The sequence below is a fragment of the uncultured Aquitalea sp. genome, from assembly GCF_945957525.1.
Lineage (GTDB): Bacteria > Pseudomonadota > Gammaproteobacteria > Burkholderiales > Chromobacteriaceae > Aquitalea.
Genome location: NZ_CAMFLA010000018.1, coordinates 19,790 through 43,802, shown reverse-complemented (window position 1 = coordinate 43,802; position 24,013 = coordinate 19,790). Strand labels below are relative to the sequence as shown.

Sequence of the window (24,013 nt, the reverse complement as noted above, 5' to 3'; positions counted from 1 at the left end):
TTGCTAACCTTAAAAAGGCTGCCTTTAGTTTTTTTTCTGCTGTTCTTCTCTTGCTACTTTTCATTGAGCAATCCAGGCTATTTTTGGGATGACTGGGTCTGGATATTCAAAGGTAAAGAAGAGGCTGTTCGTATTGGGCGCGAACTCGGTATATGGTGGGGTGGATATGCTACTTATGCAATCAACAGCCTGCCTAATCCTGCGCTGGCAATTCGGTGGTTTGTTTTCATATTCTGGGGTGCCTCTTCCGTATTGGTGGCTAAATTTTTCCGGGAGGAGGGATGGGTCAACTCTCCGACTGCCTTTGTGTTGGCCACGCTGCATGCCATTACGCCAGTTGCCTTGGTTCGGTACCAAACAAGCGTGGCCTTTTATTGTTTGTATATTGCTTGCTTCTGGCTTGGCGCGCTGATCATTTCTAGGAATTTTGATAAACACAGAAGGCTGTTTGCGCTGCCTTTTTTCTTTTTCTCGTTTTACCTTAACTCATTGCTCGTTCTCTATGTCCTGTTGCTGGCGTATTTTTTCTTTCGCTACCGTTTGGGTCCTAGGCTGCAGATTTCTGGTTGCAAGGATCTTTGGGTCATGCTCAGGGGGAAAATTAGTGATGTACAAGCCTCGTTCTGGGTTGAGCTGTCTGTTTTCATAAAATTAAACGCAATTTTTGTTTTGCTGCCGGTTATTTTTTATGTGTTGAAGTGGGTAACGACGCAGCATTCTCAAATGTATGCTGATTATAATGCGATTCAGTTTTCCGATTTAATTTGGAATGCATTCCAAATTTTGCCGGCTTTTTTTAAGGCGGTGCATGATCTACTCGCAGTAGCTTTTTTTGGCAGCTCTACCAAGGGTCTGGTTATTGCTTTTGTCATCAGTTATTTTTTGCTAATTCTTGCTTTTCAGGGGCGGGAGTTGCTACTGCGTGGTATTGGGAAATCAATAGTATTGGCTTGTATGGGTATTGTATTTGGATGTTTTGCCATCCTGCCCTATGTGCTGGTGGGTAAGCCACCCATACTCACAAGTTATTATGAAGGTCGTCATATTTTACCTGGACTGCCAGCAGTTCTGATTTTTTTGCTTGGTTGTATTAGTGCTGGTTTGGCTTTGGTCAGACATGACCGAGTTCGTGTCCAAGCAGGTTATGTCCTTATTTCCTGTCTGTTTGCGTCTTTCTCAATGACATCAATGTTCATCGGCGCTGACGTTTGGCGGGACTGGATCCGTCAAGATGCTATATCGGGCTATGTGAAAAAACATGCCAAAGAGCTCTCTGATGTGGGGACATTCATTATGGTTGATCGTACTTCCGGCTACAGAGTTGGCGATCGTCAAATATGGAACTATGAGTACACGGGTAATCTCATTTACGCACGTGGTGGTCGGGGTACTCTTGGCGTAGATGTGAATGAATATCGCACTTGGGGGAATAACGAGCTGCTGTTTCATGATGGATATTATCGCGAGCGCTATAATATCAGCCAATATGATTTTTCAGCCAGACATGTTTTTCTTGAGATTTCAAATGGAGATTATCATCCAAGCCTTGGCATAGTTTTCGCCATCTCTGCTCATAGTTTATTGGGTAGGGGGTGGGAGCCTGATGCTGGTAAAATATTTGATATCGCTCTTCATCAAGAGTCGCGAATTTATCCGGAGATGATGGAGTCACTTCGTGTGTTGAGTGGCAAGTTGGAAGACTATAAGAAAAATCATGGTTACTATCCACTGTCGAATAGACTTGCACAGCCGGGTAGTGTTTCATTGAGGCCGGATGGATCTATAGCACCAATACCTCTCTCTTATACGGATACCGTCGGGGGTGGGGCAGATAAATTGATTGATATTCCGAACTTTAATCTTAAGCCTGGATTTGTTTATTATTCCAATGGTCAGGATTACAAGCTTATTTATAGGCAGGCTCCTGATTATGATTATGCAAAGATTGCCATATCAAAAAATTCAGACTTGAAAAATAGTGGGTATGGCTTTTGGACGGAGGGGGCGAAGAGGTGGTGACTAATAATGATGGTGGTAATTCAGCGGATTCTGCAATGATTCGCCCTGATGTCCCGTCATTGACTGGGTTGCGTTTTTTTGCCGCTTTTTTCATCCTTCTTAATCATCTTACTTTGGGTTTCGTCTCTCGAGAAACTGCATATTTTGGGCGTTTTTTGGCAAACGGTGCATTTCTCGGGATGGATGTTTTTTTTGTGTTGAGTGGATTTATTATTCATTATAACTACAGCGCAAAAATTAATGGGTCCTTGAAATCATTTCATGCTTTTTTTGTTGCGCGAGTATCTCGGCTGTATCCACTTTTTTTTGCGACTTTTGCGATAGATTTCCTTTTAATTGCGCACAGTGGTGGCATCCCGTGGTCTGATATGATACATGCGGTTCCTTTTTTTGTGACGATGTCGCAGTCATGGTTTTATCAACTGACAAGCGCGGGAACTGCGCTCTATTACATGTTTCCACGTGCTAGCATTGCATGGTCGGTTAGTTCTGAAATGTTGATGTATGCATTTTATCCACTATTTTGGTATTGGCTTCTGAAATCAAGAAATTTTTCTTGGAAGATGCCCGGTGTTGTTGCTGTATTTGCTGTGGCAACGCTGTCGCTTTTATTCAAAGGTTTGTATACAAGCCAGGTGGGTTGGGATAAATTAGGGGTTGCTCTTTTTGGTGAGATGGCTTCTGTATCTAGAAGCCCGGAGTTTTCATTTGCATTCTGGGTTTGGTATGTGTCTCCGTATTCTCGGTTGCTGCAATTTTTATGCGGTATTGTGGTTGCGGATTATTGCCTAAAACATGTTGATAGGCACTGTGATTACTCTGATTCAACATTTTTAAGGGCTGGGCAGGTTCTGACGCCTTTATATGTTGTTGCTAGCTGTCTCCCTTATCAAAATTCGATTCCTGTGGTTGGGGAAATTTATAAAATATTCGGTTATACCCCGGTTGTCTGCTTTTGCATTTATTGTTGCTATGCCAATCGCTCAGGATATTTTTCTAGGTTGCTGTCCACGAATTGGTGTGTAAGGCTGGGGGAGAGAAGTTACTCGGTCTATATCTGGCATATTTATTTTTATGCTGCGGCCTTATCTCTGCCGGGAACGCGATTCCTGCATGTGGTTATGGCTTGGGCTGGTATTTATATTTTTTCAGCGATTTCTTATAAGTGGCTGGAGAAGCCTCTTAGACAGCGCATGCGCAAGCTGTTGTCTTGGGCATGATCTCCTCCCCTTTAGACATGTCATTCGAGGTGGCTATGGCATTTGGCAGTCAAAACAATGTTTTTATTATCGCCGAGGCGGGCGTCAATCATAATGGCGACCGAGAAATGGCTTTTCGCCTTGTCGATGCGGCAGTCTCCGCTGGGGCGGATGCGGTCAAGTTTCAGACATTCAAGACTGAAAAACTAGTTTCTCGGGCGGCGCCGAAGGCGGCATATCAAGCGAAGCAGACCGGTGCAGAGAGCAGTCAGTATGAAATGCTAAAGCAACTGGAGCTCTCGCATGACCTGCATCATGAACTGAAGGCCTATTGTGTCGAACGCGGCATCCAGTTTCTTTCCACGGCTTTTGACGAAGGTAGTTTGGACTTCCTTTGCGAAATGAATATGCCGTTTTTCAAAGTGCCTTCCGGGGAGCTGACTAACCTTCCGTTGCTGTGGAAATTTGCCCATACTGGCAAACCGTTAGTGGTGTCTACTGGAATGGCTACGCTTTCCGAGGTGGAGGCTGCGCTTGCAACCATTTGCCATGCCATTACTCACGAAAGCGAACCCGCCTCTTTGGGTGAGGTTTGGCGCACGTGGTCTTCGCAAGCGGCGAGAGCAACGCTTGCAGAACAAGTTGTCTTGCTCCATTGCACTTCGCAGTATCCGACGCCGATGCATGAAGTTAACCTTCGCTCCATGCAGACGCTGGGCAAGGCTTTCGGACTGCGCATTGGTTATTCCGATCATACGGAAGGCACCCTGATCCCGACTGCCGCGGTAGCGCTTGGCGCTGTGGTGATTGAAAAGCACTTCACGCTGGATCGCAAATTACCAGGGCCTGATCACGCAGCATCCCTTGAACCTGCCGAATTGGCTCAGATGGTGGATGCTATCCGTCGGCTGGAAGTGGCAATGGGAAGTGCTGCGAAGGCCCCCAACGACAGTGAGTGGGATACGCGGGCGGCCGTCAGAAAGCAGGTGGTTGCCGCGCGCCCGATCAAGGCGGGACAGCGATTGGAGCGCGATGATCTGGCTACGGCGCGGACTGGCGAGGGCCTTGGTGCGGAGCAGTTGTGGGATCTTGTGGGCAGCACAGCCAAACTGGATTTGAATGTTGGCGACAATCTGTAGTGATGTTGGCGCAACGGGATTTTGACTGGATTAAATGATTATGCAGAAACAAGTTTGTATTCAGGGTCTTGGTTTTGTCGGCGCGGCCATGGCTGTTGCTTGCGCCCAGGCTGGCATGCGTCAGCAGGGAAAGCCTTTATATCGGGTTGTGGGGCTGGATTTGGACAGCCCGGTGGGCAGGGAGCGCATACGCAAGCTGAATGAAGGCGTCTTTCCCTTCGGCACCACGGATAATGATCTGATACGTCTGACCGCCGATTCGCATGCAACCGGCAACCTGAAAGCTACGTCCGATATCGCACCGTTGCGAACAGCAGACGTGGTTGTGGTGGATGTGCATTTCGATATTGGCGATCTGAGCGGGGACGGCCATCTGAAAACCGGGCCTTTCCTTGAGGCTATCAAGACGCTTGGCCGAAACATTCCGCAAGGATGCCTCGTGATTGTGGAAACGACTGTGCCGCCGGGTACCTGCCGCAACATCGTCAAGCCTGCGCTGGCGCAATGCGCGCTTGAGCGAGGTTTGCCGGAGGATGCGTTTTTACTGGCGCACGCTTATGAGCGGGTGATGCCTGGAGACCAATATCTTGCCTCCATCACGGATTACTGGCGTGTATTTGCCGGGGATACGCCGGCTGCCGCGGATGCCTGCGAAGCCTTCATGTCCACGGTGGTCAACGTGGCGGAGTATCCGCTTACCCGTCTTTCCAATACAACGGCTTCGGAAACTTCCAAAGTTTTGGAAAACAGCTATCGCGCACTGACCATCGCCTTCATGGACGAGTGGGGCAAGTTTGCCGAAAAAGCCGGCGTGGACATGTTCGAAGTCGTGGGCGCCATCCGCAAGCGGCCCACGCATAGCAATATCCGCCAACCGGGCTTCGGCGTGGGGGGCTACTGCCTGACCAAAGACCCCTTGTTCGCCGATCTGGCCGCGAAGGACATATTGGGTCTGGACGGCATCGAGTTCCCCTTGTCCCGGATGGCCGTGCGTATCAACCAGGCCATGCCGCTTCACCCCGTAGACAAGCTGCGGACGCATCTTGGCGGACTGAATGGCGCGAAAGTGCTGCTGGCGGGCGTGTCTTATCGTCAGGATGTAGCGGATACACGTTATTCTCCCTCCCAGACATTCTATGAGATTGCGGTTGGGGAGGGCGCGGTGGTCACGTGCGCCGATCCATTGTTGAACTATTGGGATGACCTGCAGATTCCGGTGGATGATGCCTTGCCATCATGCCCCGATGTGGATGCGGTGGTGTTTGCTGTGCCGCACAAGGAATACAAGAAATTGGATCCGGTTGCATGGCTGGACGGGCGCACGCCTTATATTCTGGACAGCAATGATTGCCTCAGCGCAGCTCAGCGCGAAGCCTTTGTGCAAGCGGGTTGCCGAGTCGAATCTGTCGGCCGCGGCGCTTGAGCCGGATTGCTTTATCAAATTTTGAAATTATTCAGGAGCTGACGTGAAAGTACTCATTACTGGCGGTGTAGGTTTTGTTGGCGGCCATCTGGCCCGTTCCCTGGCTTCCGAGGGGCATGATGTAACCTTGCTGGACAACTTCAAGCGGGGCGTGCAGGACCCGTTCATCGAGTCTTGCATCAATGAGTTGGGCGTCAAGGTGCTGAAAGCGGATTTGCTGGATGAATCCACCCTGCGGGATTTGCCGACCGACTTCACTCATGTGTACCATCTGGCGGCCATCATCGGTGTGACCCATGTACTGCAGCGGCCTTACGAAGTGCTGGCCGACAATACCAAGATGACCGACAACGTTATCCGTCTGTGTCGCCGTCAAGAGAAGCTGCAGCGTTTGCTGTTCAGCTCCACTTCTGAAGTCTACGCTGGCAGTCTGATCCACATGGATATGCCGATTCCGACGCCCGAGAGCACCCCGATTGCCCTGACCGGGCTGGATCAGCCCCGCACTAGCTACATGCTTTCCAAACTGTACGGCGAAGCCATGTGCAATATGAGCGGCCTGCCGGTTACCAATGTCCGCTTGCATAATGTCTATGGCCCGCGCATGGGAATGTCTCATGTGATCCCGGAGTTGTTGTTCAAGGCGTGGAAGGCGAAAGATGGCGATACGCTGGATGTATTCAGCGTGGACCATCGTCGTACCTTCTGCTACGTCAGCGATGCGGTGCGCATGATTCGTGCGCTGACCGAGTCCGAAAGCGCTCTGGGAAAAACTGTCAACATCGGTAATGAATCGCCGGAAATTTCCATCGGCGAGTTGGCCGAAGTGGTGGTGGCCACTGTGGATCGCAAGCTCAATCTTGTGCCGCAACCGGCGACACCGGGCTCCCCGTCGCGCCGTTGCCCCAAGACCGGTCTGTTGCAAGACCTGACCGGCGTCAGCGGGGAAGTATCCTTGCAAGAAGGCGTGCGCCAGACCTTTGACTGGTATCTTGCCAATGTCTTCCAGGGCGGGGTGAGCGCAAAATGATTCCCTTGGCCATTCCGAACCTGGCCGGCAACGAGCGGGCCTATCTTAACGAGTGCATCGACTCCACGTTTGTTTCGACAGTGGGGCCCTTCGTCAACCGGTTTGAACAGATGGTGGGAGAGGCTGCAGGCTACGCATATACCGTTGCCACTTCCGCCGGCACCACGGGACTTCATGCCGCGTTGATCGCGGTGGGTGTCGAACCGGGTGACCTGGTGATCATCCCAGGGCTCAGTTTTATCGCCACGGCAAACGCGGTTGCTCACGCGCACGCCCTGCCGTGGATGCTGGATATCGATAGCGAAAGCTGGACGCTGGATCCGCATCAGCTGGAAAAAGCTTTGCGCGAAGAAACCGCGCGCGATGAGCACGGCGTACTGCGTCACAAGGCAACGGGCAAGCGTGTCGCGGCGATTGTGCCGGTATACACGCTGGGCATGCCGGCCGACATGGACCCCATCGTTGCACTCGCGCGTGAGTTCCGCTTGCCGGTGGTTGCCGATGGGGCTGCTGCGCTGGGAGCGCGCTACAAGGGCCGCAGCCTTGGCGAGCTGGGTGCCGATCTCACCATGTTCTCATTCAATGGCAACAAGACCGTCACTGCTGGCGGCGGCGGCGCCGTTTCGGGCAATGACGAGGCCCTTGTCAAGCGAGTGCGTCATCTGACCACGACTGCCCGCGTCGGTGCTGATTACGATCACGACATGGTTGGCTTCAACTACCGGATGACGAACATCCAGGCTGCCGTCGGTTGCGCCCAAATGGAGTTGTTGTCTCGCTTTGTTGCACGCAAGCGCGAGATCAGCGCTTTTTACGACAAGCGTTTTGCCGCGCTGCCAGGCGTTTTACCCTTTCCCATGCCGGACTTCGCCGAAAGCGCCTGCTGGTTTGCCGGATTTGTGCTTAAGGAGGGCGATTCGGCAGCACTGCGAGCCCGCTTGCGCGAGAAGGGCATCGACGCGCGTCCGTTCTGGAAGCCGCTGCATTTTCAGGCCCCCTTTGCCGCTTGTCCGCGTGGCGACTTGTCAGTCAGCGAGAGCATCTGGCAGCGGATCGTTACCCTGCCGTGCTCCACTGGCATCAGTGATGCGGAACTGGAGCAAGTGGCCGCCATCGTGATGGCGGAGGTGGGGTTGTGAGCGATCAAGCCCCTCGCAGGATTTGCTTTGTCACGGCCACCCGCGCTGATTACGGTCATTTGTACTGGGTAATGAAGGCGGTACAGGCAGATGCCGCATTACAGTTGCAGGTGATTGTTACCGGCGCTCACCTGTGCGAGCAGTGGGGCCGGACAGAGCAGGTGGTAGTGCGGGATGGTTTCCCTGTCGATGCGCGCATCGAAATGCAGATGGCGGGTGATTCGGGCGTTGGCGTCAGCAAGTCCACCGCTTTGGCCACGATGGGGTTTGCCGAAGCCTATGAGCGCTTGTCTCCGGACCTGGTCGTGCTGTTGGGGGACCGTTATGAGGAGCTGGCAGCCGCGCAGGCCGCTTTGTTCATGCGTGTACCTGTAGCGCACATTCATGGCGGAGAAACCAGTGAGGGTGCGATGGACGAGTCCATTCGCCACGCGGTTACCAAAATGTCGCACGTGCACTTTGCCGCCGCAGAGGCCTACCGGCAGCGCATTCTGCAGATGGGTGAAAATCCGGCGATGGTATTCAATTACGGCGCGCCGGGACTGGACCACTTGCAGCGGACGCCGATGATGTCTCTTTCCGAGCTGGAACAGGATCTTGGCGTGGCCCTGGCGGAGAAGCCGGTATTTCTCGTCACTTACCATCCCGCCACGCTGGGCGATATGGAGCCGGGCGCTGCCGCTGACGAACTGATGTCGGCGCTCGAGGCGTACCCGGACGCTGCGGTGATTTTCACCGGAGTCAACGCCGATGCCGGCAATGCAGCCATCAGCTCCCGGATTCAGGCCTATGCGGCGCGTTACCCGGAGCGGGTGCGCTTTTTCAACTCGCTGGGGCAACGGCGCTATCTCAGTCTGATGCAGTGCGCCGACGTGGTGATCGGCAACTCCTCCAGCGGGCTGATTGAAGCGCCGGCCGTACGGGTGCCAACGGTCAATATCGGCGACCGTCAACGGGGCCGATTGAAAGCCTTGTCCGTTATCGATTGTCTCGAGAATGCCGGCGATATCCGACGCGCCATTGATCTTGCCCTGTCGGAGTCGTTTATGGCGGGACTGCCGCAGGATGTTTCGCTCTACGGCAAGGGCGACGCCGCCGTCAGGATTGCGCAAAAGCTGAAAACGGTTGGGCTTGATGGCGTTCTCGCCAAGAAATTCTATGACTACATGCCTTCAGGCAACTGAGGGCGAAGAGCTAATCATGAGTAAACCCATTTATGTGCTGGGCGCGGGCGGTCACGCAAAGGTAATCATCGATGCTTTGCAAAGTCAGGGCCTGACTCCGTCCGGCGTTGTTGATCCCGTCGCGCAACCCGGCGACAAAGTGCTGGGCATTGAGGTGATTGGCGGCGACGATGTATTGCAATCCTTTGCACCAGACTCCGTCTGGTTGGCAAACGGTGTTGGCGCCACGCCCAAGAGCCGAGTCAACGCCAAACTGTTCGCAATCTGGCGCGACAAGGGATACCGCTTTATCAATGTGCGGCATGCCAGCGCCATCGTTTCGGCTCATGCGCAGGCGGATGAAGGGTCGCAAATCATGGCGGGCGCCGTCGTGCAGGCCTCGGCGGTGATCGGCGCCGGCGTGGTCGTCAATACCGGGGCCAGAATCGATCATGATTGCGTTATCGGCCAACACTGCTTCATCGCGCCATCCGTCACGATGTGCGGCGGCGTGCAGGTGGGTGAGCGCACGTTTATCGGGGCCGGCGCAGTGTTGTTGCCGGGGGTCCGTGTCGGCAGCAATGCACTCATCGCCGCGAATGCGGTAGTGGACGCCGATGTCGCGGATGGCGGTTGCGTACTGCGCGCCTGACCGGCTTGTAAAGCCAAATCATTTGAAGAGTTCATCATGAATGTATCTGATGTAGTGATCCGCTTTTTGGAGAAAATCGGTACCCGACATGTATTCCTGTTGTCGGGAGGGGGCATCATGTATCTGCTGGATGCGCTGGGAAAAAGCGAAAAAGTGGATTACGTGTGCAACTATCACGAACAAGCTTGCGCCATTGCCGCCGATGGTTATGCCCGCATGTCCGGCTTCGGCGTTTGTTTCGCTACTTTCGGGCCCGGCGCAGTCAATGCCTTGTCCGGGGTCGTGGGCGCCTGGTATGACTCGGTACCGATGCTGGTGGTATCTGGCCAGGTACGTTCCAATCTGGTGGCGGACTACGACAAGGTAAGACAAGTGGGACCGCAAGAAGGCAACGTACTGGAAATGGTGAAGCCAGTGACGAAATATGCCGTCTCCCTCCGCGATCCGTCCATGATCCAGTACGAACTGGAAAAGGCCTACCACATCGCCAAGAATGGCCGCCCCGGTCCGGTGTGGATCGAGTTGCCGCTGGACATGCAGTCCGCCGAGGTTGATCTGGATGCGCTACCCCATTGGCAACCTGAGGCCCCGGGCGATGATGCTTGGCGGACGCAGCTGGATGAGGTGGCGAAGTCATTGGAGAGCGCGGCAAGGCCCGTGTTGATTCTGGGCAACGGCGTGCGCCTCTCTGGCATGTACGAGCCAGTGAGAGCGCTCGTGGAGCGTCTGCAGATCCCAGTGCTGACGCCCTACACCGGCAAGGACTTGCTGGAATCGGACAACGCCTGCGCCTTCGGCACCTTTGGCACGGCCGGGCAACGGCATGCCAACCTGATCATGCAGAACGCGGACCTGATTCTGGGGTTGGGGGTGGGTTTCTGCGTGGCGAAGACCGGTTTTGAGACTTCCAAGTTTGCGGTGGGCGCCAAGAAAATTTTCGTTGATATTGATCCGGGCCAGCTCCAAGCCCATCCCCTGAAAGCGGACATGCCGTTACTGGCGGATTTGCGCGCTTTCGTGCCAGCTTTGCAAGAAAAGCTGGCTGGCTACGAGGCCCATAACGCGAAGTGGCTGGAACTGTGTCGCTATTGGGAGACCAAGTACCCGCTGGTGACGGACGCACAGCGAGCAGATTGCGGCTTCGTCAACTCTTACGTCTTCATGGAAGCGCTCTCCCGTTTGTCGGCACAGAACGATATCATCGTCACTGGCAATGGTCTTGATTGCGTCAGCTTCTATCAGGGTTACAAGATCAAGGCCGGTCAGCGCGCGGCGCTGAACGGCAATTGGGGATCGATGGGTTGGGATCTACCCACAGCCGTTGGCGCGCATTATGGTACGGGGCAGCGGGTGTTGTGCATTGCAGGTGATGGCGGCGTGATGCTGAACAGTCAGGAGTTGCTCACTATCGGCGCCAACAAGCTGCCGATCAAGGTGTTTATCTTCAACAATGACGGTTATGGTTCCATCAAGGCGACGCAGGACAACTTGTTCAATTCTCGCTATGTGGGCGCCAATCCGCAGTCCAATGTTTTCAATCCGGATTTCGAGGCGCTGGCCGCAGCGTATCGTCTGGGCTACTCCAAGGTGTCCGAGCATTCTTCGCTAGACGAGGTGTTGGGGAAAGTTCTGGCTTCCGATCAGCCCGAGGTATGCGAGGTGATGCTGTCTTCGGAGCAATGGATTTCTCCCAAAGCATCCACCTTCCGCAATGCGGAAGGCAAGCTGGAATCCAAGCCGCTGGACGATATGTTCCCTTTCCTGCCTGATGAAGAAACCCGGCAGAATCGGGAGTTGGCTCGTGCCATTGTCTGATCGCCGTACAATAAAAAACACCCGCCTTGGCGGGTGTTTTTTATTCAGTGATATTTTCTGAATGCTAATATTGGATGGGGCTTTGTCATCATTGGAGATTCTATTTTTTCAATTCTGGAATCAAGAGTTGCTTGTAATTGAAAGCGGTTGGCAACTGGGGAAAGAGCAATGGTGCTTTCGAACAAGAACCTAAGTAAGTTATATTTTTCTCAATATTTTCTGATTTGCTGATGCGAAAGTGGTGCTGTGAAGAGCATTTTGTGTCGTAGTTGTTTAAGTTTGATACAGAGTGCCATTCTATTGTGATGTTCTCGCCCGCGATATTACATATCTTTCCTTGAAAGAGAAATATGGTTGTTTTTTTTCCGCAAATCATGGGGATTTCGTCTGGCGGTGAGTATGTAATAGAAACGGCATTGCCAATATTAAAATAAGGTAAAATATTCTCTAGTGAAAAGGTGCTTATTTCTTCTGCGCTAGCAGCTCCTAATATTTCTGATAGCTTATTGTATGATCTTCTTTTTTTTAGCTTCCGTGCGAGAGCGCTGACTTGTGCTACTTGCAGCATATCATCTCGAACTAATGTCATCGCAAGGCTCTCTGAGTCGTCTGCTATGACTGCTTCAATCGCAGCTGAATGATGTTTATTATTCTGCAGGCTGTAATCTGGTTGGTAGTGAGATAAAAGATCAGATATTTCTCTGTCGTGGGTGCGGATTGCTAAAATCAAAGGCGTGTCGCCGTTTATGTCTTGTGTGTTTTGATTAGCCCCCTTTGTAATCAATAGCCTGATTAGGGGGGGGTAGTGAGTGCTAACGGATTTCGTGAAATCATCATTGTAATCATATTGGGCGAAAGCTAAGGCGGGATAAAGGGCTAGTATTAAGTATAAAGAGGCGATTTTCATGCTGATGTCTCCTTGTAGGATTTAATTATCTTTGCGCCTGCTTTTCTGAAAGGTGTTTCGATCGTGCGAAATGTAATTTCGGCCAGCAAGAGTGCTGTTGAAAGGAAGATTAAAAATTGAATTGCATATCCGATTTGCGTGAGCTTTAAAAATGGTGTGATTTTTTCATAAAAACGAAAATAAATGTCATTGTATATTTCAATAAGTAGTACGTGCCCAAGGTAAAGTGAGTAAGATCGGGATCCAATATATTCGAGTGCTGTGGAGATTATTGGTATTTGTAATATCCACCCCTTTTCTAGGGATGCGAGTACTACGAGAGTGACTGAAATCATGGCATATCCGCAGAATGCGGCACTTGAGAAGAAAAACTGCCCTGATCCGCCTCCCAGAATGTCAGTGTTGATTACTCCGGGAAGAGTTGCTAGCAGCATGCAAAGTATTATGCCTGTGGTATTTTTGAGCAAGGCGCGAATTCTTGAGTTTGCTAGAATGGTAAGTAATTTTGAATTTTCAGCGTGTGATTTTAATTTGTGGTAGTGCCATATGTTGAGGTTTTTATATTTATTTACTAGTAAAGCAATAATTGCACCATAAAACAATTCATCAAAGCGTGTGTGGGAAAGATTGGCAATGCTTCCTGGTGTCAGTGGTCGTGCAATGAATAAAACAATCGCGGCTCCAATGCTAAGTGATAACAGACGCTTGGCTCGAGTGCCAGAAAGTACAAGTAGCATGGGGGCCAGTAAATAGAAATGTTCTTCGATTGAAAGGCTGTAGTAATGTGACATGTTGGTCGGTATTGCACCAGCAACCATGGCATAGTTATAAATTCCACCAGCAAATGCAATGCCCTCTCTGAAAATATCTGCAGGCTTGGCAAGGCCTGCGTTGCTGCCGGTGGCTTGCATGACCACTGCAACTATCCAGTAAAGGCCAATGTAGAAAAATGCTGAAGGTGCAATACGAAATAGGCGCCTAAGGTAGAAGGCAATAATGGCATCCTTGCTGTCAGTGAGTCGAGCAATCGGAGAGGGCGCGCTATTTTGGGGTAGCGTGGGGATGAATGAGAGTGTTACGACGAAGCCTGAAATAACAAAAAATAAATCAACACCTGTAAATGAGGAGTAAAGATATGGATGGAATAGCTGCTTGAACGGGGCGTGAACAATGATGGTCATCAATACGGCAACTGCCCGTAAACGTTCAATCTCAAGATTTTTCTGTTTCATGGTAAGCAAGATTTTTGGCAACAAGTTCCATATTATCAGGAAATGCTTTGCTCCATGCCACCGTGATTCTGTATTCCCTTACATGACCGGCCAGTGCTTCAGACGAAACATAACGTGAGTGGTGCCAGATTTGCGTTCTATGCTGTTTCAGAAACAGAAAAGCCGGATCAATGTCCGGCTCGTTGAACTTGCCAGGTTTGAGCATTGCTGACGCTCACCCTTTCAGCCGATTGATGGCGAAGTGAATGCCGCGTCGCAGATCGCCCGTAAGTACGCGACCAAGGAATACCGTCACCCAGGCCCACAAGATGGCCAGCGGTCTGGGCAGCTTGAGGATAGGCGCGACCCAGATATAGAAAAGCGGCGAGCTGCCAAACCGGTCATGGAAGCGGCGATAGGCGGCTGTGAGATCCCCAGCGCGGGAAAGTCGTTGGCGCAGCAGGTTGAACGGATAGTAAGAAATCAGCATTTTTTTGCCGAAGGCCTTGATGGCGTCTTCGGTCAAGCCTTTGGGCTGGAACGAGTCTAGGATGCGGAAAATACGTTCAACAAAGACTTCAGAGAAGTCGTACCCGCCAGAGTTGTTGCGTTTGCAGGCCAGCATGTAACGAGCAACAAAGGCATTGCGGGGCTTGGAGATAATGGCCTGAATCACCAGGTTCACTTGTACCAGGTTGGTGCCGCAAAACTGGTTGGCGTCAGTAGAAGCCTGTACCTCTTTGTTGATGATGCAAGCGGAGATAAAGCTGATCAGCGCACCGATTTTGTACAGAAAACTGCCGGCATCGCTGTAGTCGATCACTTCGCCGCCCCCACCCGGAAATTCCTGCACATAGTCTTTTTCGTAACCATAAGACTTCATGCATACCACGCCGTAGTCGTTGGCTTGCAGTATGTCGAGCAGGTCCGCCAGTTTCCCTTCCAGATATAGATCGTCATCCCCCATGATCTGAACATACTTGCCTTTTGCTTCATTGAAGCATTGCGCAATGTTGGCGTCCGAGCCGATGTCCTGAGGGTTGCGGATATAGCGTACCGGGAGCCCGTCCTGAATGGCGGCTTCGACTACCTGGGGAGTGTGGTCGTTGGAGCCATTGTCTGACACGATGATTTCCACGCGATCCGGAGCAATCCCGCGCATCTCTTTGACGAGATGATCAAGGTTGATTTTAAGAAAGTCTGCGCGGTTGTAAGTGGGAATGGCGATGCTCAGTAGATATTGGCTGGTATTGGACATGGCGGGCAATCTTTTCTGGATATGATTCAAGGTCGATCGCGTTGCAGGGTGCGGCGGTCAGACTCTCCAGTCGCGGTTGTATCTTCTCCACAGGAAGAGCGCGACCGGAATGTTGATGAAAATATAGATGCTGTCGAGCACGGCAATCATGCCGCTTACCGAGTAGCGCGGCACCACAATCAGGGTGCCTATCACTGCCACAACGGTAGTGGCAACGATGAGCAACAGAAACGGCTCCCGCTTGAAGCTTCTCAATTGCACAGTGAGGCCGCCAATGAACTGATTGGCCAGCGTGTAGGCGAGCAGGCCCGCGAAGTCCGGCAGGTCGAGCAGGCGCTGAACAAACCGTACTTGGGGAAACAGACTGACCAGCAACAGCGCGACAGAAGCCATGCCGATGAACATTGACAGCGAACGCATGAAGTTGCGCCGGAAGGTCGTATCCAGCAAGTGCCAGTCCTTGTTTGCGGCAGCCAAGGCCATGGCGGGCACCCGCCGTGTAAGCCAGGATTGTGAGAGCAGACTAATGGTGTTGACAATGGCGAGGGATAAGCCGAGCTTGCCGGCCACGACAGCCCCTTGCATATGAAACAGCAAGGGGATGTTGATCTGGGTGAGCAGGTAGCCGCATAGCCAGTTGAGAGCCAGCCGCCATTGCAGGGGCCAGATTTCTTGTCGCCAGGCGAATGGGGCTTTGCGATTGCGTACGGCGGTGAGCAGCAGATTTTTGCGTTTCAGCAGCAGCCAGCCGGCGGGAAGCAGCATGGCGATGGCTGGCGCCATGACGGTGGCCCATAGCCCTCCTTGCAGTAAGAAGGCGGCCCAGCACAACATCGAGCCGCACATGATTTGCAGGAGGCGGACAACATAGACGCGAGTGATTTGCCCGCTGCCTTCCAGGATGGCCAGGAAGGGGATGGACAGCAGGCTCAGCGCAGTGAAGCTGCAGATGGCGACCCAGGGTTGCAACCAGTTCACCGTCTGGCCGGCGTGCTGCGAGCTGAAGAACAGATAGCCCCCTGGCAGCATCAGCAGCCAGAAGGCCGCAGCCATCATGCCGTACCAATGAAAAGCCCGCCCCGTCAGTGCCGAGCAGTAGGCGGCGTTGCCGCCTTCTATGCGGTAGTCCGCGCTCCAGCCGGCCTTGCTGAAACTGTGTGCGGATACTTGGATAAGTACGCTGGAGAGACCCAGTTCGAATAGCGTGTAGAAAGCGGCCATGCTGGTGAAACTGTAGTACCAGCCTTGTTCTTCCGCCGTAAGAAAGTGGACGGCAAGCAGAGTGGTTACCAAGCCTGCACCGGCTTGCCACAGCCGGAACAGGAGAATGACGATCAGATCGAAGCTGGGTTTCATGATGGGCCGGGCTCAGCAACCGGCCTTGGGCGGCAGGCTTTTGGCGTGGCGAGCGCGCTGATTGATACGGCTACGCTCCTTGTCGAGCATCCAGCCCCATTTGTTGAAGTAACGTACGGCGGACTGGATGTGGATCCACATCAGTTTGCGATTGCGATACGAGGCCTTGCCGAACTCGTGCACGACGACGGCTTCGGGGATGAAGGCCACGCGGCCAAGACGAGCCAGCCTGCGGACAAGGTCGGTGTCTTCCATGTACATGAAGAAGCGCTCGTCAAAGCCGCCCAGCTGTTGCAGCGCGGCCGTGCGCACGGCCAGGAAGCAGCCGGACGCGTTGGGCAAGTCGATGCGACGGTCATAGCCGAACCATTGCATTTCGTAATCGTAGTCGAGCCGCTTGGCCAGAAAGGGCAGAAAGCGGCGGGCGAAAAGGTTGGCCGGCGTGGGCAGCAGTTTGTTCAGCCGCTGCAGGCTGCCGTCCGGGTAGCGCACCAAGGGCGAGCAGGCGACGATGTCAGCTTCGTCCTCCAGCGGGGCAATGAGTGTTGCCACCGTGTCGGCGCCGAATTCGATATCCGGATTCAGGATAAGGTGTACATCGCTGCGCAGGCCGGCAATGACCCGATTGTGCGCAGCGCCGAAGCCAAGGTTGGCGCCGCTGTGGCGATAATCATGTTGGCCGAAGAGCGCCGCCAGCGCCGTGGTGGGCGAGTTGTCCTGCACCACGAGGCGAATAGGAGTGCTGCTGGCGGCGATGCTGTCCAGCAGCCGCTGCAGCTGGGCGGGCGGGTTGTTGAACAGAACCAGTGAGGCGCTGACTTGCATGGCGGCCTTGTGGTTGGAGTCAGTCGGACAGCTCGGCCTGCGCGAAGCGCTCGCCGGCGGCATCCTTGCCGGACAAGACGGGCTCAATGCCATTCAGCGGCCAGGCGATGTCCAGTTGCGGATCGTTCCACAGGATGGAGCGTTCCGCGTTGACGTTCCAGTAGGCGCTGGCCTTGTATTGCACTTCGGCCTTCTCGCTGAGGGTAAGGAAGCCGTGGGCGAAGCCGGGTGGAATCCACAATTGGCGTTTGTTGTCAGCACTCAGCGCTACAGCCACATGTTGGCCGAAGGTGGGCGAGCCGCGGCGGATATCTACCGCCACATCGAATATTTCACCTGCGGAGCAGCGCACCAGCTTGCCTTGCGCATGAGGCGCCAGCTGATAGTGCAGGCCGCGCAGTACGCCGCGGACGGAGCTGCTGTGATTGTCTTGCAGGAAAGTGATGCTTTCACCCAGCGCGCTGTCAAAGCGGGCCTGGTTGAAGCTTTCGAAAAAGAAGCCGCGTTCGTCGCCGAATACAGCTGGTTCGATGATCTTGACGGCCGGAATGGCGGTGTCGATGACGTTCATGGGTACAGTGGCTTTCAGCGATTGATCAGGCGCAGCAGATACTGGCCGTAGCTGTTCTTTTTCAGCGGTTGAGCCAGTTGTTCCAGCTGTTGAGCGTTGATCCAGCCTTTCTGGAAGGCGATTTCTTCCAGGCAGGCCACTTTCAGGCCTTGGCGGTTTTCAACGGTGGCGATGAACTGACTGGCTTCCAGCATGGACTCGTGGGTGCCGGTATCCAGCCAGGCGTAACCGCGGCCCATGGTTTCCACATCCAGCTGTTCTTGTTGCAGGTAAACGTTGTTGACGTCGGTGATTTCGAGTTCGCCGCGGGCGGAGGGCTTGATGCTCTTGGCGATGTCCACCACTTGCGCATCGTAGAAGTACAGGCCGGTCACCGCGTAATTGGATTTGGGCTGGGTGGGCTTTTCCTCGATGGACAGCGCCTTGCCCTTGTCGTCGAAGGCCACCACGCCGTAGCGTTCCGGGTCGTTGACGTGGTAGGCGAACACACTGGCGCCTTCGGCCTTGTGGTTGGCCGAACGCAGCAGGCGTGGAAAGTCGTGGCCGTAGAAAATGTTGTCGCCCAGCACCAGCGCGCTGGGCGCGCCGTCCAGAAAACGCTCGCCGATGATGAAGGCCTGCGCCAGGCCATCCGGGCTGGGTTGCACCGCGTATTGCAGGCTGATGCCCCACTGGCTGCCATCGCCCAGCAATTGCTCGAAGCGCGGCGTGTCCTGCGGGGTGGAAATGACCAGGATGTCGCGGATGCCCGACAGCATCAGGGTGCTGAGCGGGTAATAGATCATCGGCTTGTCGTAAATGGGCAGCAGTTGTTTGCTGACGGCCAGGGTGGCCGGGTAGAGGCGGGTGCCGCTGCCGCCTGCCAGGATGATGCCTTTGCGATTCATGGACAAAGCCTCGCTTGTCAACGCTGGCATAGTTGGGCGAATACGTGGCGTACGCCGTCTTGCCAGTCCGGTAAGTGGATGTCGAAGGTTGCGCGGATTTTACTGCAATCCAGCCGTGAGTTGTGAGGACGCTTGGCCGGCGTGGGATAGGCGCTGGAGGGGATGGGCTGGATGTTGGCCGAAGACAGCTTCAGCGGCAGCCCCTGCTCTTCGGCCAACATTGCGACCGAGCGAGCGTACTCGAACCAACTGGTTTCGCCAGCGGCGCTCAGATGATAAACGCCGCTGGGAAACGCTTGCGGCGATTGGCGATAGCGCTGGATGACGTGGGCGGTGACATCGGCCAGCAGCGCGGCGGAAGTTGGCGCGCCGATCTGATCGGCAACGATATTGAGCGATTCGCGCTCGCCAGCCAGACGCAAGATGGTTTTCAGGAAGTTGGCGCCGTGCGCGCCGAATACCCAGCTGGTGCGGAAAATGACATGGCTTGCGCCGGCGGCGACGATGGCTTGTTCGCCCGCCAGCTTGCTGGCGCCGTAGACCGACTGAGGGTTGGCGGCATCCGTTTCCACGTAGGCGCCGTCTTTTTCGCCGTCGTACACATAATCCGTGGAGTAGTGAATCAGCAGTGCGCCATGTTCCGCAGCCCAGGCCGCCAGCTCGGCGGGCGCTTCGGCATTTACCTTGCAAGCCGTGTCGGCATCGCTCTCGGCCTTGTCTACCGCGGTGTAAGCCGCCGGGTTGACGATGATGTCTGGCTGATGGCGATCCAGCGTTTGGCGGATGGCGTCTGGCTGGGTTAGGTCAAGGCCAGCGCGATCAAGGCTGACAATGTCGCCCAGCACCGCCAGGGCGCGTTGCAATTCGAAGCCCACCTGGCCGTTGGCGCCGGTAATCAGGATGCGGCTCATGCGCCGGCTCCGTAATGCTTGTCCATCCATTGGCGGTAGGTGCCGCTGGTGACGGCGTCGGTCCAGTCGCGGTTCGCCAGGTACCAGGCTACGGTTTTGCGGATGCCGCTGTCGAAGGTTTCCGCCGGTTTCCAGCCGAGTTCTTTTTCCAGCTTGCGCGCGTCGATGGCATAGCGGCGGTCATGGCCGGGCCTGTCGGCGACATAGGTGATCTGCTCGGCGTAAGGCTTGCCGTCTGCGCGCGGTTGCAGTTCATCCAGGATGGCGCAGATGGTGCGCACCACGTCCAGATTGGCTTTTTCGTTCCAGCCGCCCACATTGTAGGTTTCACCGGTTTTGCCTGCCTCCAGCACGCGGCGGATGGCCGAGCAGTGGTCCTTCACGTACAGCCAGTCGCGGATTTGCTGACCGTCGCCATAGATGGGCAGCGGCTTGCCGGCCAGGGCATTGAGGATGACCAGAGGGATCAGCTTCTCCGGGAAATGGTACGGGCCGTAATTGTTGCTGCAGTTGGTAGTGAGCACCGGCAGGCCGTAGGTGTGGTGCCAGGCGCGAACCAGATGGTCGGAAGCGGCCTTGCTGGCGGAGTAGGGACTGTTGGGCTCGTAGCGATTGGTTTCGCAGAATGGCGCGTCCTCGGCGGTCAACGTGCCGTAGACTTCATCCGTTGATACGTGCAGAAAGCGGAAGTCTTGTTTTTCGCCTTCGGCCAACGTACTCCAGTAGTCGCGCACGGCTTCCAGTAGATTGAAGGTGCCGACCACATTGGTCTGGATGAAGTCGCCGGGGCCGTGAATCGAGCGATCAACATGCGATTCAGCGGCAAAGTTGATGACTGCGCGCGGGCGGTGCTCGGTCAGCAAGCGGCTGACCAGCTCGCGGTCGCCGATGTCGCCGCGCACGAAACGGTGGCGGGGGTCCTGTTCCAGCGAGCCAAGCGTCTGCAGATTGCCGGCGTAGGTGAGCTTGTCGAGGTTCACAACCGGTTCGCCGTTGCAGGCCAGCCAGTCAAGGACGAAATTGGCGCCGATGAAGCCGGCGCCGCCGGTGACGAGAATCATGGAATGAGGCCTCCGAGGCTTGCGGATCGAAGCGAAGGTATGGGCCAGGCGGCCCCGGAAAAGGCCGCCTGCGCGAAAGCCCCGAGTATATCGCAAATCTGTTATTCTCTTGACCCGGCCCGCTTTAAACTGAGTTCAACAGCGCCCTCGGCCACACTCGCCATTAACCCCGGACCCGCCTCTCGATGCTGCAAATCTTATTGACGGCCCTGTTGGTTTCCATTCTGACCGGTTTGGGTCTGCTGCGATATTCTCATCTGCATTCGCGTTTTACTGCGGATTCCGATACCTCCGGCGTTCAGAAATTTCATGCGGTGCCAGTGCCGCGTATTGGTGGCGTGCCTATCATGCTGGGGCTGGTAATGGGCTGTGCGCTGTCGGGCTACCTCAATACCTCGGTCTGGGTGCTGCTGCTCTTGCTCTCCACTTTGCCGGCTTTCGGCTTTGGGCTGCTGGAAGATGTCACCAAGAAAATCGGACCGCTGGCGCGCTTGCTGGCGACTTTTGTGTCTGCTTGTCTGGGCTTCTTCCTTATCGATGCCGGGCTGAATCGCCTGGGCATTCCTTATCTTGATGCCGCCCTCACAAACTACCTATGGCTCTCCTTGCTGATCACCATGGTGGCGGTGGGCGGCGTGGCCCACGCTTTCAATCTTATCGATGGTTACAACGGCTTGTCCGGCATGGTGTCGGTATTCATTTTCACCGCCATGGCTTATGTCTGCCTGAAGGTGCACGATATTCTGTTGATGAGCGTGTGCATGGCCATGATCGGCGCCATTCTGGGCTTTTTGTTCTGGAATTTTCCCCGCGGACTGATTTTTGCCGGTGATGGCGGCGCCTATCTGGTGGGCTTCATGATCGCCGAGGTGTCTGTGCTACTGGTGGCGCGCAATGCGGAAGTCTCCCCGTGGTTTCCCATGTTGTGCGTCATTTATCCGGTTTTCGAAACCCTGTTTACCATCTACCGCCGCAAGTTCCTGCAAGGCAGGGCAGTGGGACGTCCGGATGCCTTGCATCTGCATCAGATGATTTATCGGCGCGTGGTGCGCTGGATGGTGGGTTCGCGCGAAGCGCGCCACCTGACCCAGCGCAACAGTCTGACCTCGCCCTACCTGTGGGTTCTGTGCTCCTTGTCCGTGCTGCCGGCCATGTTGTTCTGGAACAAAACCTGGGTGCTGCTGCTGTTTGTGGCGCTGTTTGTCGCCGGCTACCTCTATCTGTACCGGCAGATTGTGCGCTTCCGCACCCCGCGCTGGCTCACTTTGCGTCGCGACTGACGATTCGGTAGCGGGATGCGGCCTTTTCTCGCATCCCCCCTCTTGAAAGCCCGCTTGCCCGTCCCTATTATTAGCACTCGTCAAGGCCGAGTGCTAAAGCCTCGGTCTCCACTGCTCAAATGGCAGTTCTTTTGTCTCAACGCCACTTGTACTTTTTAGGAGAGATCAATGGCAATCCGTCCCCTGCATGATCGTGTAGTCATCAAGCGCCTCGAGGCTGAAGAGAAGACCGCCTCCGGCATCGTTCTGCCTGGCGCCGCTGCTGAAAAGCCCGACATGGGCGAAGTGCTGGCCGTAGGCAATGGCAAGATCCTGGAAAACGGCGAACGCCGTCCGCTGGAACTGAAAGTGGGCGACAAGGTGATTTTCGGCAAGTACTCCGGCCAGACCGTCAAGGTTGATGGCGACGAAGTCCTCGTGATGCGCGAGGAAGACGTGATGGGCATCGTCGAGTAAATCCGACCCTCGCGGCATTGAGTACCTACCCGTTTAACTGAAGAATTCTGGAGATTTCGAGAATGGCTGCAAAAGACGTAAAGTTCGGTGATTCCGCTCGCGCCAAGATGGTGACCGGTGTCAATATTCTGGCTGATGCCGTTAAAGTGACCCTGGGCCCGAAAGGCCGCAATGTGGTGCTGGATCGCTCCTTCGGCGCGCCGACCATCACCAAGGATGGTGTATCCGTTGCCAAGGAAATCGAACTGAAAGACAAGTTCGAAAACATGGGCGCGCAAATGGTGAAGGAAGTGGCTTCCAAGACTTCCGACGTGGCCGGCGACGGCACCACCACCGCCACCGTGCTGGCTCAGGCTGTTGTGCAGGAAGGCATGAAGTACGTTGCCGCCGGCATGAACCCGATGGACCTGAAGCGCGGCATCGACAAGGCTGTCGTGGCGCTGGTGGCTGAAATCGCCAAGATCGCCAAGCCGTGCGCCACCACCAAGGAAATCGCTCAGGTTGGCTCCATCTCCGCCAACTCCGATTCCGATATCGGTGAAATCATCGCCAACGCCATGGAAAAAGTGGGCAAGGAAGGCGTGATCACCGTTGAAGACGGCAAGTCCTTGAACAACGAGCTGGACGTTGTCGAAGGTATGCAGTTCGACCGCGGCTACCTGTCCCCGTACTTCATCAACAATCAGGACAAGCAGATCGCTGCGCTGGACAACCCGTTCATCCTGCTGTTCGACAAGAAGATCTCCAACATCCGCGACCTGCTGCCGGTGCTGGAACAAGTGGCCAAGTCTGGTCGCCCGCTGCTGATCATCGCCGAAGACGTTGAAGGCGAAGCGCTGGCTACCCTGGTGGTGAACACCATCCGCGGCATCCTGAAGGTTGTCGCCGTCAAGGCTCCGGGCTTCGGCGACCGCCGCAAGGCCATGCTGCAAGACATCGCCATCCTGACTGGCGGCACCGTGATCGCCGAAGAACTGGGCCTGACCCTGGAAAAAGCCTCCCTGGACATGCTGGGTCAAGCCAAGCGCGTTGAAGTGGGCAAGGAAAACACCACCATCATCGATGGCGCCGGCCAGGCTGCAGACATCCAGGCTCGCGTGGGCGAAATCCGCAAGCAGATCGAAGAAGCCACTTCCGATTACGACCGTGAAAAACTGCAAGAGCGCGTGGCCAAGCTGGCCGGCGGCGTTGCCGTGATCAAGGTTGGCGCTGCCACCGAAGTGGAAATGAAAGAGAAGAAGGCCCGCGTTGAAGACGCCCTGCACGCTACCCGCGCCGCAGTGGAAGAAGGCGTTGTTGCCGGCGGCGGCGTAGCCCTGCTGCGCGCGCGCGCCACGCTGGACGCCGTCAAGACCGACAACGCCGATCAGGACGCAGGTGTGAAGATCGTGCTGAAGGCTGTTGAAGCTCCGCTGCGCCAGATCGTCAAGAACGCTGGCGAAGAGCCGTCCGTCGTGGTGAACAAGGTGCTGGAAGGCAAGGGCAACTTCGGTTACAACGCCGCTACCGGCGAATACGGCGACATGCTCGAAATGGGCGTGCTGGACCCGGCCAAGGTTACCCGCTCCGCGCTGCAACACGCGGCTTCCGTTGCCGGCCTGATGCTCACTACCGACTGCATGATCGCTGAGCTGCCGGAAGACAAGCCGGCTGCTGGCATGCCGGACATGGGCGGCATGGGCGGCATGGGCGGCATGATGTAAGCCGACAT

At 54.9% G+C, this 24,013-nt stretch carries 22 protein-coding genes; 12 read left to right on the top strand and 10 right to left on the bottom strand.

The annotated features are described in order from the left end of the window. The 9 genes from Q0P52_RS15735 to Q0P52_RS15695 are packed head-to-tail and all read left to right on the top strand — an operon-like array spanning window position 1 to window position 11,579. A complete protein-coding gene (locus Q0P52_RS15735) occupies window positions 1-2,019 on the top strand; it encodes a hypothetical protein (RefSeq protein WP_293813772.1) in 2,019 nt (672 codons plus the stop codon). Continuing rightward, window positions 2,016-3,239 carry an acyltransferase gene (locus Q0P52_RS15730; protein WP_293764890.1) on the top strand — a complete coding sequence of 408 codons (1,224 nt, stop codon included), beginning with the start codon at window positions 2,016-2,018 and terminating at the stop codon, window positions 3,237-3,239. The genes Q0P52_RS15735 and Q0P52_RS15730 overlap by 4 nt, the downstream gene beginning before the upstream one ends. After that, on the top strand, window positions 3,236-4,357 hold the full coding sequence (gene neuB, locus Q0P52_RS15725; RefSeq protein WP_293764889.1) for an N-acetylneuraminate synthase: 1,122 nt from the start codon (window positions 3,236-3,238) through the stop codon (window positions 4,355-4,357). The genes Q0P52_RS15730 and neuB overlap by 4 nt, the downstream gene beginning before the upstream one ends. Before the next feature lie 40 nt (window positions 4,358-4,397). Further along, entirely contained in the window at window positions 4,398-5,780 is a 1,383-nt protein-coding gene (locus tag Q0P52_RS15720) for a nucleotide sugar dehydrogenase (RefSeq protein ID WP_293764888.1), read from the top strand. Between the two features lie 43 nt (window positions 5,781-5,823). Next, window positions 5,824-6,810, top strand: a complete 987-nt coding sequence (locus Q0P52_RS15715; RefSeq protein WP_293764887.1) for an NAD(P)-dependent oxidoreductase — start codon at window positions 5,824-5,826, stop codon at window positions 6,808-6,810. Further along, on the top strand, window positions 6,807-7,949 hold the full coding sequence (locus tag Q0P52_RS15710) for an aminotransferase class I/II-fold pyridoxal phosphate-dependent enzyme (protein ID WP_293764886.1): 1,143 nt from the start codon (window positions 6,807-6,809) through the stop codon (window positions 7,947-7,949). The genes Q0P52_RS15715 and Q0P52_RS15710 overlap by 4 nt, the downstream gene beginning before the upstream one ends. After that, a complete protein-coding gene (gene neuC / locus Q0P52_RS15705; protein WP_293764885.1) occupies window positions 7,946-9,133 on the top strand; it encodes a UDP-N-acetylglucosamine 2-epimerase in 1,188 nt (395 codons plus the stop codon). Before Q0P52_RS15710 ends, neuC begins: the two co-directional genes overlap by 4 nt. A 16-nt stretch (window positions 9,134-9,149) precedes the next feature. Then, a complete protein-coding gene (locus Q0P52_RS15700) occupies window positions 9,150-9,764 on the top strand; it encodes an acetyltransferase (RefSeq protein ID WP_293813771.1) in 615 nt (204 codons plus the stop codon). Between the two features lie 36 nt (window positions 9,765-9,800). Next, window positions 9,801-11,579: a thiamine pyrophosphate-binding protein gene (locus Q0P52_RS15695; protein WP_293764883.1), complete on the top strand. Its 1,779-nt coding sequence runs from the start codon at window positions 9,801-9,803 to the stop codon at window positions 11,577-11,579. A 100-nt stretch (window positions 11,580-11,679) separates the two neighbouring features. Here Q0P52_RS15695 and Q0P52_RS15690 read toward each other — a convergent pair whose 3' ends face one another. Genes Q0P52_RS15690 through rfbB form a run of 10 tightly spaced genes read right to left on the bottom strand, consistent with a single transcriptional unit; the run spans window position 11,680 to window position 20,566 of the window. Beyond that, a complete protein-coding gene (locus Q0P52_RS15690; protein WP_293764882.1) occupies window positions 11,680-12,486 on the bottom strand; it encodes a hypothetical protein in 807 nt (268 codons plus the stop codon). Further along, complete coding sequence (locus Q0P52_RS15685) at window positions 12,483-13,718, bottom strand: acyltransferase (RefSeq protein ID WP_293764881.1); 1,236 nt, start codon at window positions 13,716-13,718, stop codon at window positions 12,483-12,485. The genes Q0P52_RS15690 and Q0P52_RS15685 overlap by 4 nt, the downstream gene beginning before the upstream one ends. Continuing rightward, window positions 13,699-13,923, bottom strand: a complete 225-nt coding sequence (locus Q0P52_RS15680; protein ID WP_293764880.1) for a hypothetical protein — start codon at window positions 13,921-13,923, stop codon at window positions 13,699-13,701. The genes Q0P52_RS15685 and Q0P52_RS15680 overlap by 20 nt, the downstream gene beginning before the upstream one ends. Window positions 13,924-13,932: 9 nt before the next feature. Then, window positions 13,933-14,955, bottom strand: a complete 1,023-nt coding sequence (locus tag Q0P52_RS15675; RefSeq protein WP_293764879.1) for a glycosyltransferase family 2 protein — start codon at window positions 14,953-14,955, stop codon at window positions 13,933-13,935. A 57-nt stretch (window positions 14,956-15,012) separates the two neighbouring features. Beyond that, complete coding sequence (locus Q0P52_RS15670; protein WP_293764878.1) at window positions 15,013-16,311, bottom strand: hypothetical protein; 1,299 nt, start codon at window positions 16,309-16,311, stop codon at window positions 15,013-15,015. A 12-nt stretch (window positions 16,312-16,323) separates the two neighbouring features. Then, window positions 16,324-17,136, bottom strand: a complete 813-nt coding sequence (locus Q0P52_RS15665) for a glycosyltransferase family 2 protein (RefSeq protein WP_293764877.1) — start codon at window positions 17,134-17,136, stop codon at window positions 16,324-16,326. A gap of 19 nt (window positions 17,137-17,155) precedes the next feature. Beyond that, the gene (gene rfbC, locus Q0P52_RS15660) at window positions 17,156-17,707 is read right to left on the bottom strand and encodes a dTDP-4-dehydrorhamnose 3,5-epimerase (RefSeq protein WP_293764876.1); all 552 of its coding nucleotides are present in this window, start codon (window positions 17,705-17,707) and stop codon (window positions 17,156-17,158) included. Between the two features lie 14 nt (window positions 17,708-17,721). After that, window positions 17,722-18,594, bottom strand: a complete 873-nt coding sequence (gene rfbA / locus Q0P52_RS15655; RefSeq protein ID WP_293764875.1) for a glucose-1-phosphate thymidylyltransferase RfbA — start codon at window positions 18,592-18,594, stop codon at window positions 17,722-17,724. Window positions 18,595-18,611: 17 nt separating this feature from the next. Further along, window positions 18,612-19,505, bottom strand: a complete 894-nt coding sequence (rfbD, locus tag Q0P52_RS15650) for a dTDP-4-dehydrorhamnose reductase (protein WP_293764874.1) — start codon at window positions 19,503-19,505, stop codon at window positions 18,612-18,614. Continuing rightward, window positions 19,502-20,566: a dTDP-glucose 4,6-dehydratase gene (gene rfbB, locus Q0P52_RS15645; protein WP_293764873.1), complete on the bottom strand. Its 1,065-nt coding sequence runs from the start codon at window positions 20,564-20,566 to the stop codon at window positions 19,502-19,504. Before rfbB ends, rfbD begins: the two co-directional genes overlap by 4 nt. 185 nt (window positions 20,567-20,751) lie before the next feature. On the opposite strand from rfbB, the gene Q0P52_RS15640 reads away from it, so the two are divergent. The 3 genes from Q0P52_RS15640 to groL all read left to right on the top strand — a co-directional run bounded on the left by Q0P52_RS15640 (window position 20,752) and on the right by groL (window position 24,005). Next, window positions 20,752-21,846, top strand: coding sequence for a glycosyltransferase (locus Q0P52_RS15640; protein WP_293764872.1), 1,095 nt, complete (start codon window positions 20,752-20,754; stop codon window positions 21,844-21,846). 168 nt (window positions 21,847-22,014) lie between these two features. Beyond that, complete coding sequence (gene groES, locus Q0P52_RS15635; RefSeq protein WP_088739744.1) at window positions 22,015-22,302, top strand: co-chaperone GroES; 288 nt, start codon at window positions 22,015-22,017, stop codon at window positions 22,300-22,302. Window positions 22,303-22,364: 62 nt separating this feature from the next. Next, window positions 22,365-24,005 carry a chaperonin GroEL gene (gene groL, locus Q0P52_RS15630; RefSeq protein ID WP_293764871.1) on the top strand — a complete coding sequence of 547 codons (1,641 nt, stop codon included), beginning with the start codon at window positions 22,365-22,367 and terminating at the stop codon, window positions 24,003-24,005. Window positions 24,006-24,013 lie beyond the last annotated feature (8 nt).

What these genes read in the sequence shown, in the direction of transcription:
- neuB (WP_293764889.1), top strand. Translation starts at nt 3,236, where the DNA reads ATGATCTCCTCCCCTTTAGACATGTCATTCGAGGTGGCTATGGCATTT.
- Q0P52_RS15720 (WP_293764888.1), top strand. Translation starts at nt 4,398, where the DNA reads ATGCAGAAACAAGTTTGTATTCAGGGTCTTGGTTTTGTCGGCGCGGCC.
- Q0P52_RS15710 (WP_293764886.1), top strand. Translation starts at nt 6,807, where the DNA reads ATGATTCCCTTGGCCATTCCGAACCTGGCCGGCAACGAGCGGGCCTAT.
- Q0P52_RS15700 (WP_293813771.1), top strand. Translation starts at nt 9,150, where the DNA reads ATGAGTAAACCCATTTATGTGCTGGGCGCGGGCGGTCACGCAAAGGTA.
- Q0P52_RS15695 (WP_293764883.1), top strand. Translation starts at nt 9,801, where the DNA reads ATGAATGTATCTGATGTAGTGATCCGCTTTTTGGAGAAAATCGGTACC.
- Q0P52_RS15690 (WP_293764882.1), bottom strand. Translation starts at nt 12,486, where the DNA reads ATGAAAATCGCCTCTTTATACTTAATACTAGCCCTTTATCCCGCCTTA.
- Q0P52_RS15685 (WP_293764881.1), bottom strand. Translation starts at nt 13,718, where the DNA reads ATGAAACAGAAAAATCTTGAGATTGAACGTTTACGGGCAGTTGCCGTA.
- Q0P52_RS15680 (WP_293764880.1), bottom strand. Translation starts at nt 13,923, where the DNA reads ATGCTCAAACCTGGCAAGTTCAACGAGCCGGACATTGATCCGGCTTTT.
- Q0P52_RS15675 (WP_293764879.1), bottom strand. Translation starts at nt 14,955, where the DNA reads ATGTCCAATACCAGCCAATATCTACTGAGCATCGCCATTCCCACTTAC.
- Q0P52_RS15670 (WP_293764878.1), bottom strand. Translation starts at nt 16,311, where the DNA reads ATGAAACCCAGCTTCGATCTGATCGTCATTCTCCTGTTCCGGCTGTGG.
- Q0P52_RS15665 (WP_293764877.1), bottom strand. Translation starts at nt 17,136, where the DNA reads ATGCAAGTCAGCGCCTCACTGGTTCTGTTCAACAACCCGCCCGCCCAG.
- rfbC (WP_293764876.1), bottom strand. Translation starts at nt 17,707, where the DNA reads ATGAACGTCATCGACACCGCCATTCCGGCCGTCAAGATCATCGAACCA.
- rfbA (WP_293764875.1), bottom strand. Translation starts at nt 18,594, where the DNA reads ATGAATCGCAAAGGCATCATCCTGGCAGGCGGCAGCGGCACCCGCCTC.
- rfbD (WP_293764874.1), bottom strand. Translation starts at nt 19,505, where the DNA reads ATGAGCCGCATCCTGATTACCGGCGCCAACGGCCAGGTGGGCTTCGAA.
- rfbB (WP_293764873.1), bottom strand. Translation starts at nt 20,566, where the DNA reads ATGATTCTCGTCACCGGCGGCGCCGGCTTCATCGGCGCCAATTTCGTC.
- Q0P52_RS15640 (WP_293764872.1), top strand. Translation starts at nt 20,752, where the DNA reads ATGCTGCAAATCTTATTGACGGCCCTGTTGGTTTCCATTCTGACCGGT.
- groES (WP_088739744.1), top strand. Translation starts at nt 22,015, where the DNA reads ATGGCAATCCGTCCCCTGCATGATCGTGTAGTCATCAAGCGCCTCGAG.
- groL (WP_293764871.1), top strand. Translation starts at nt 22,365, where the DNA reads ATGGCTGCAAAAGACGTAAAGTTCGGTGATTCCGCTCGCGCCAAGATG.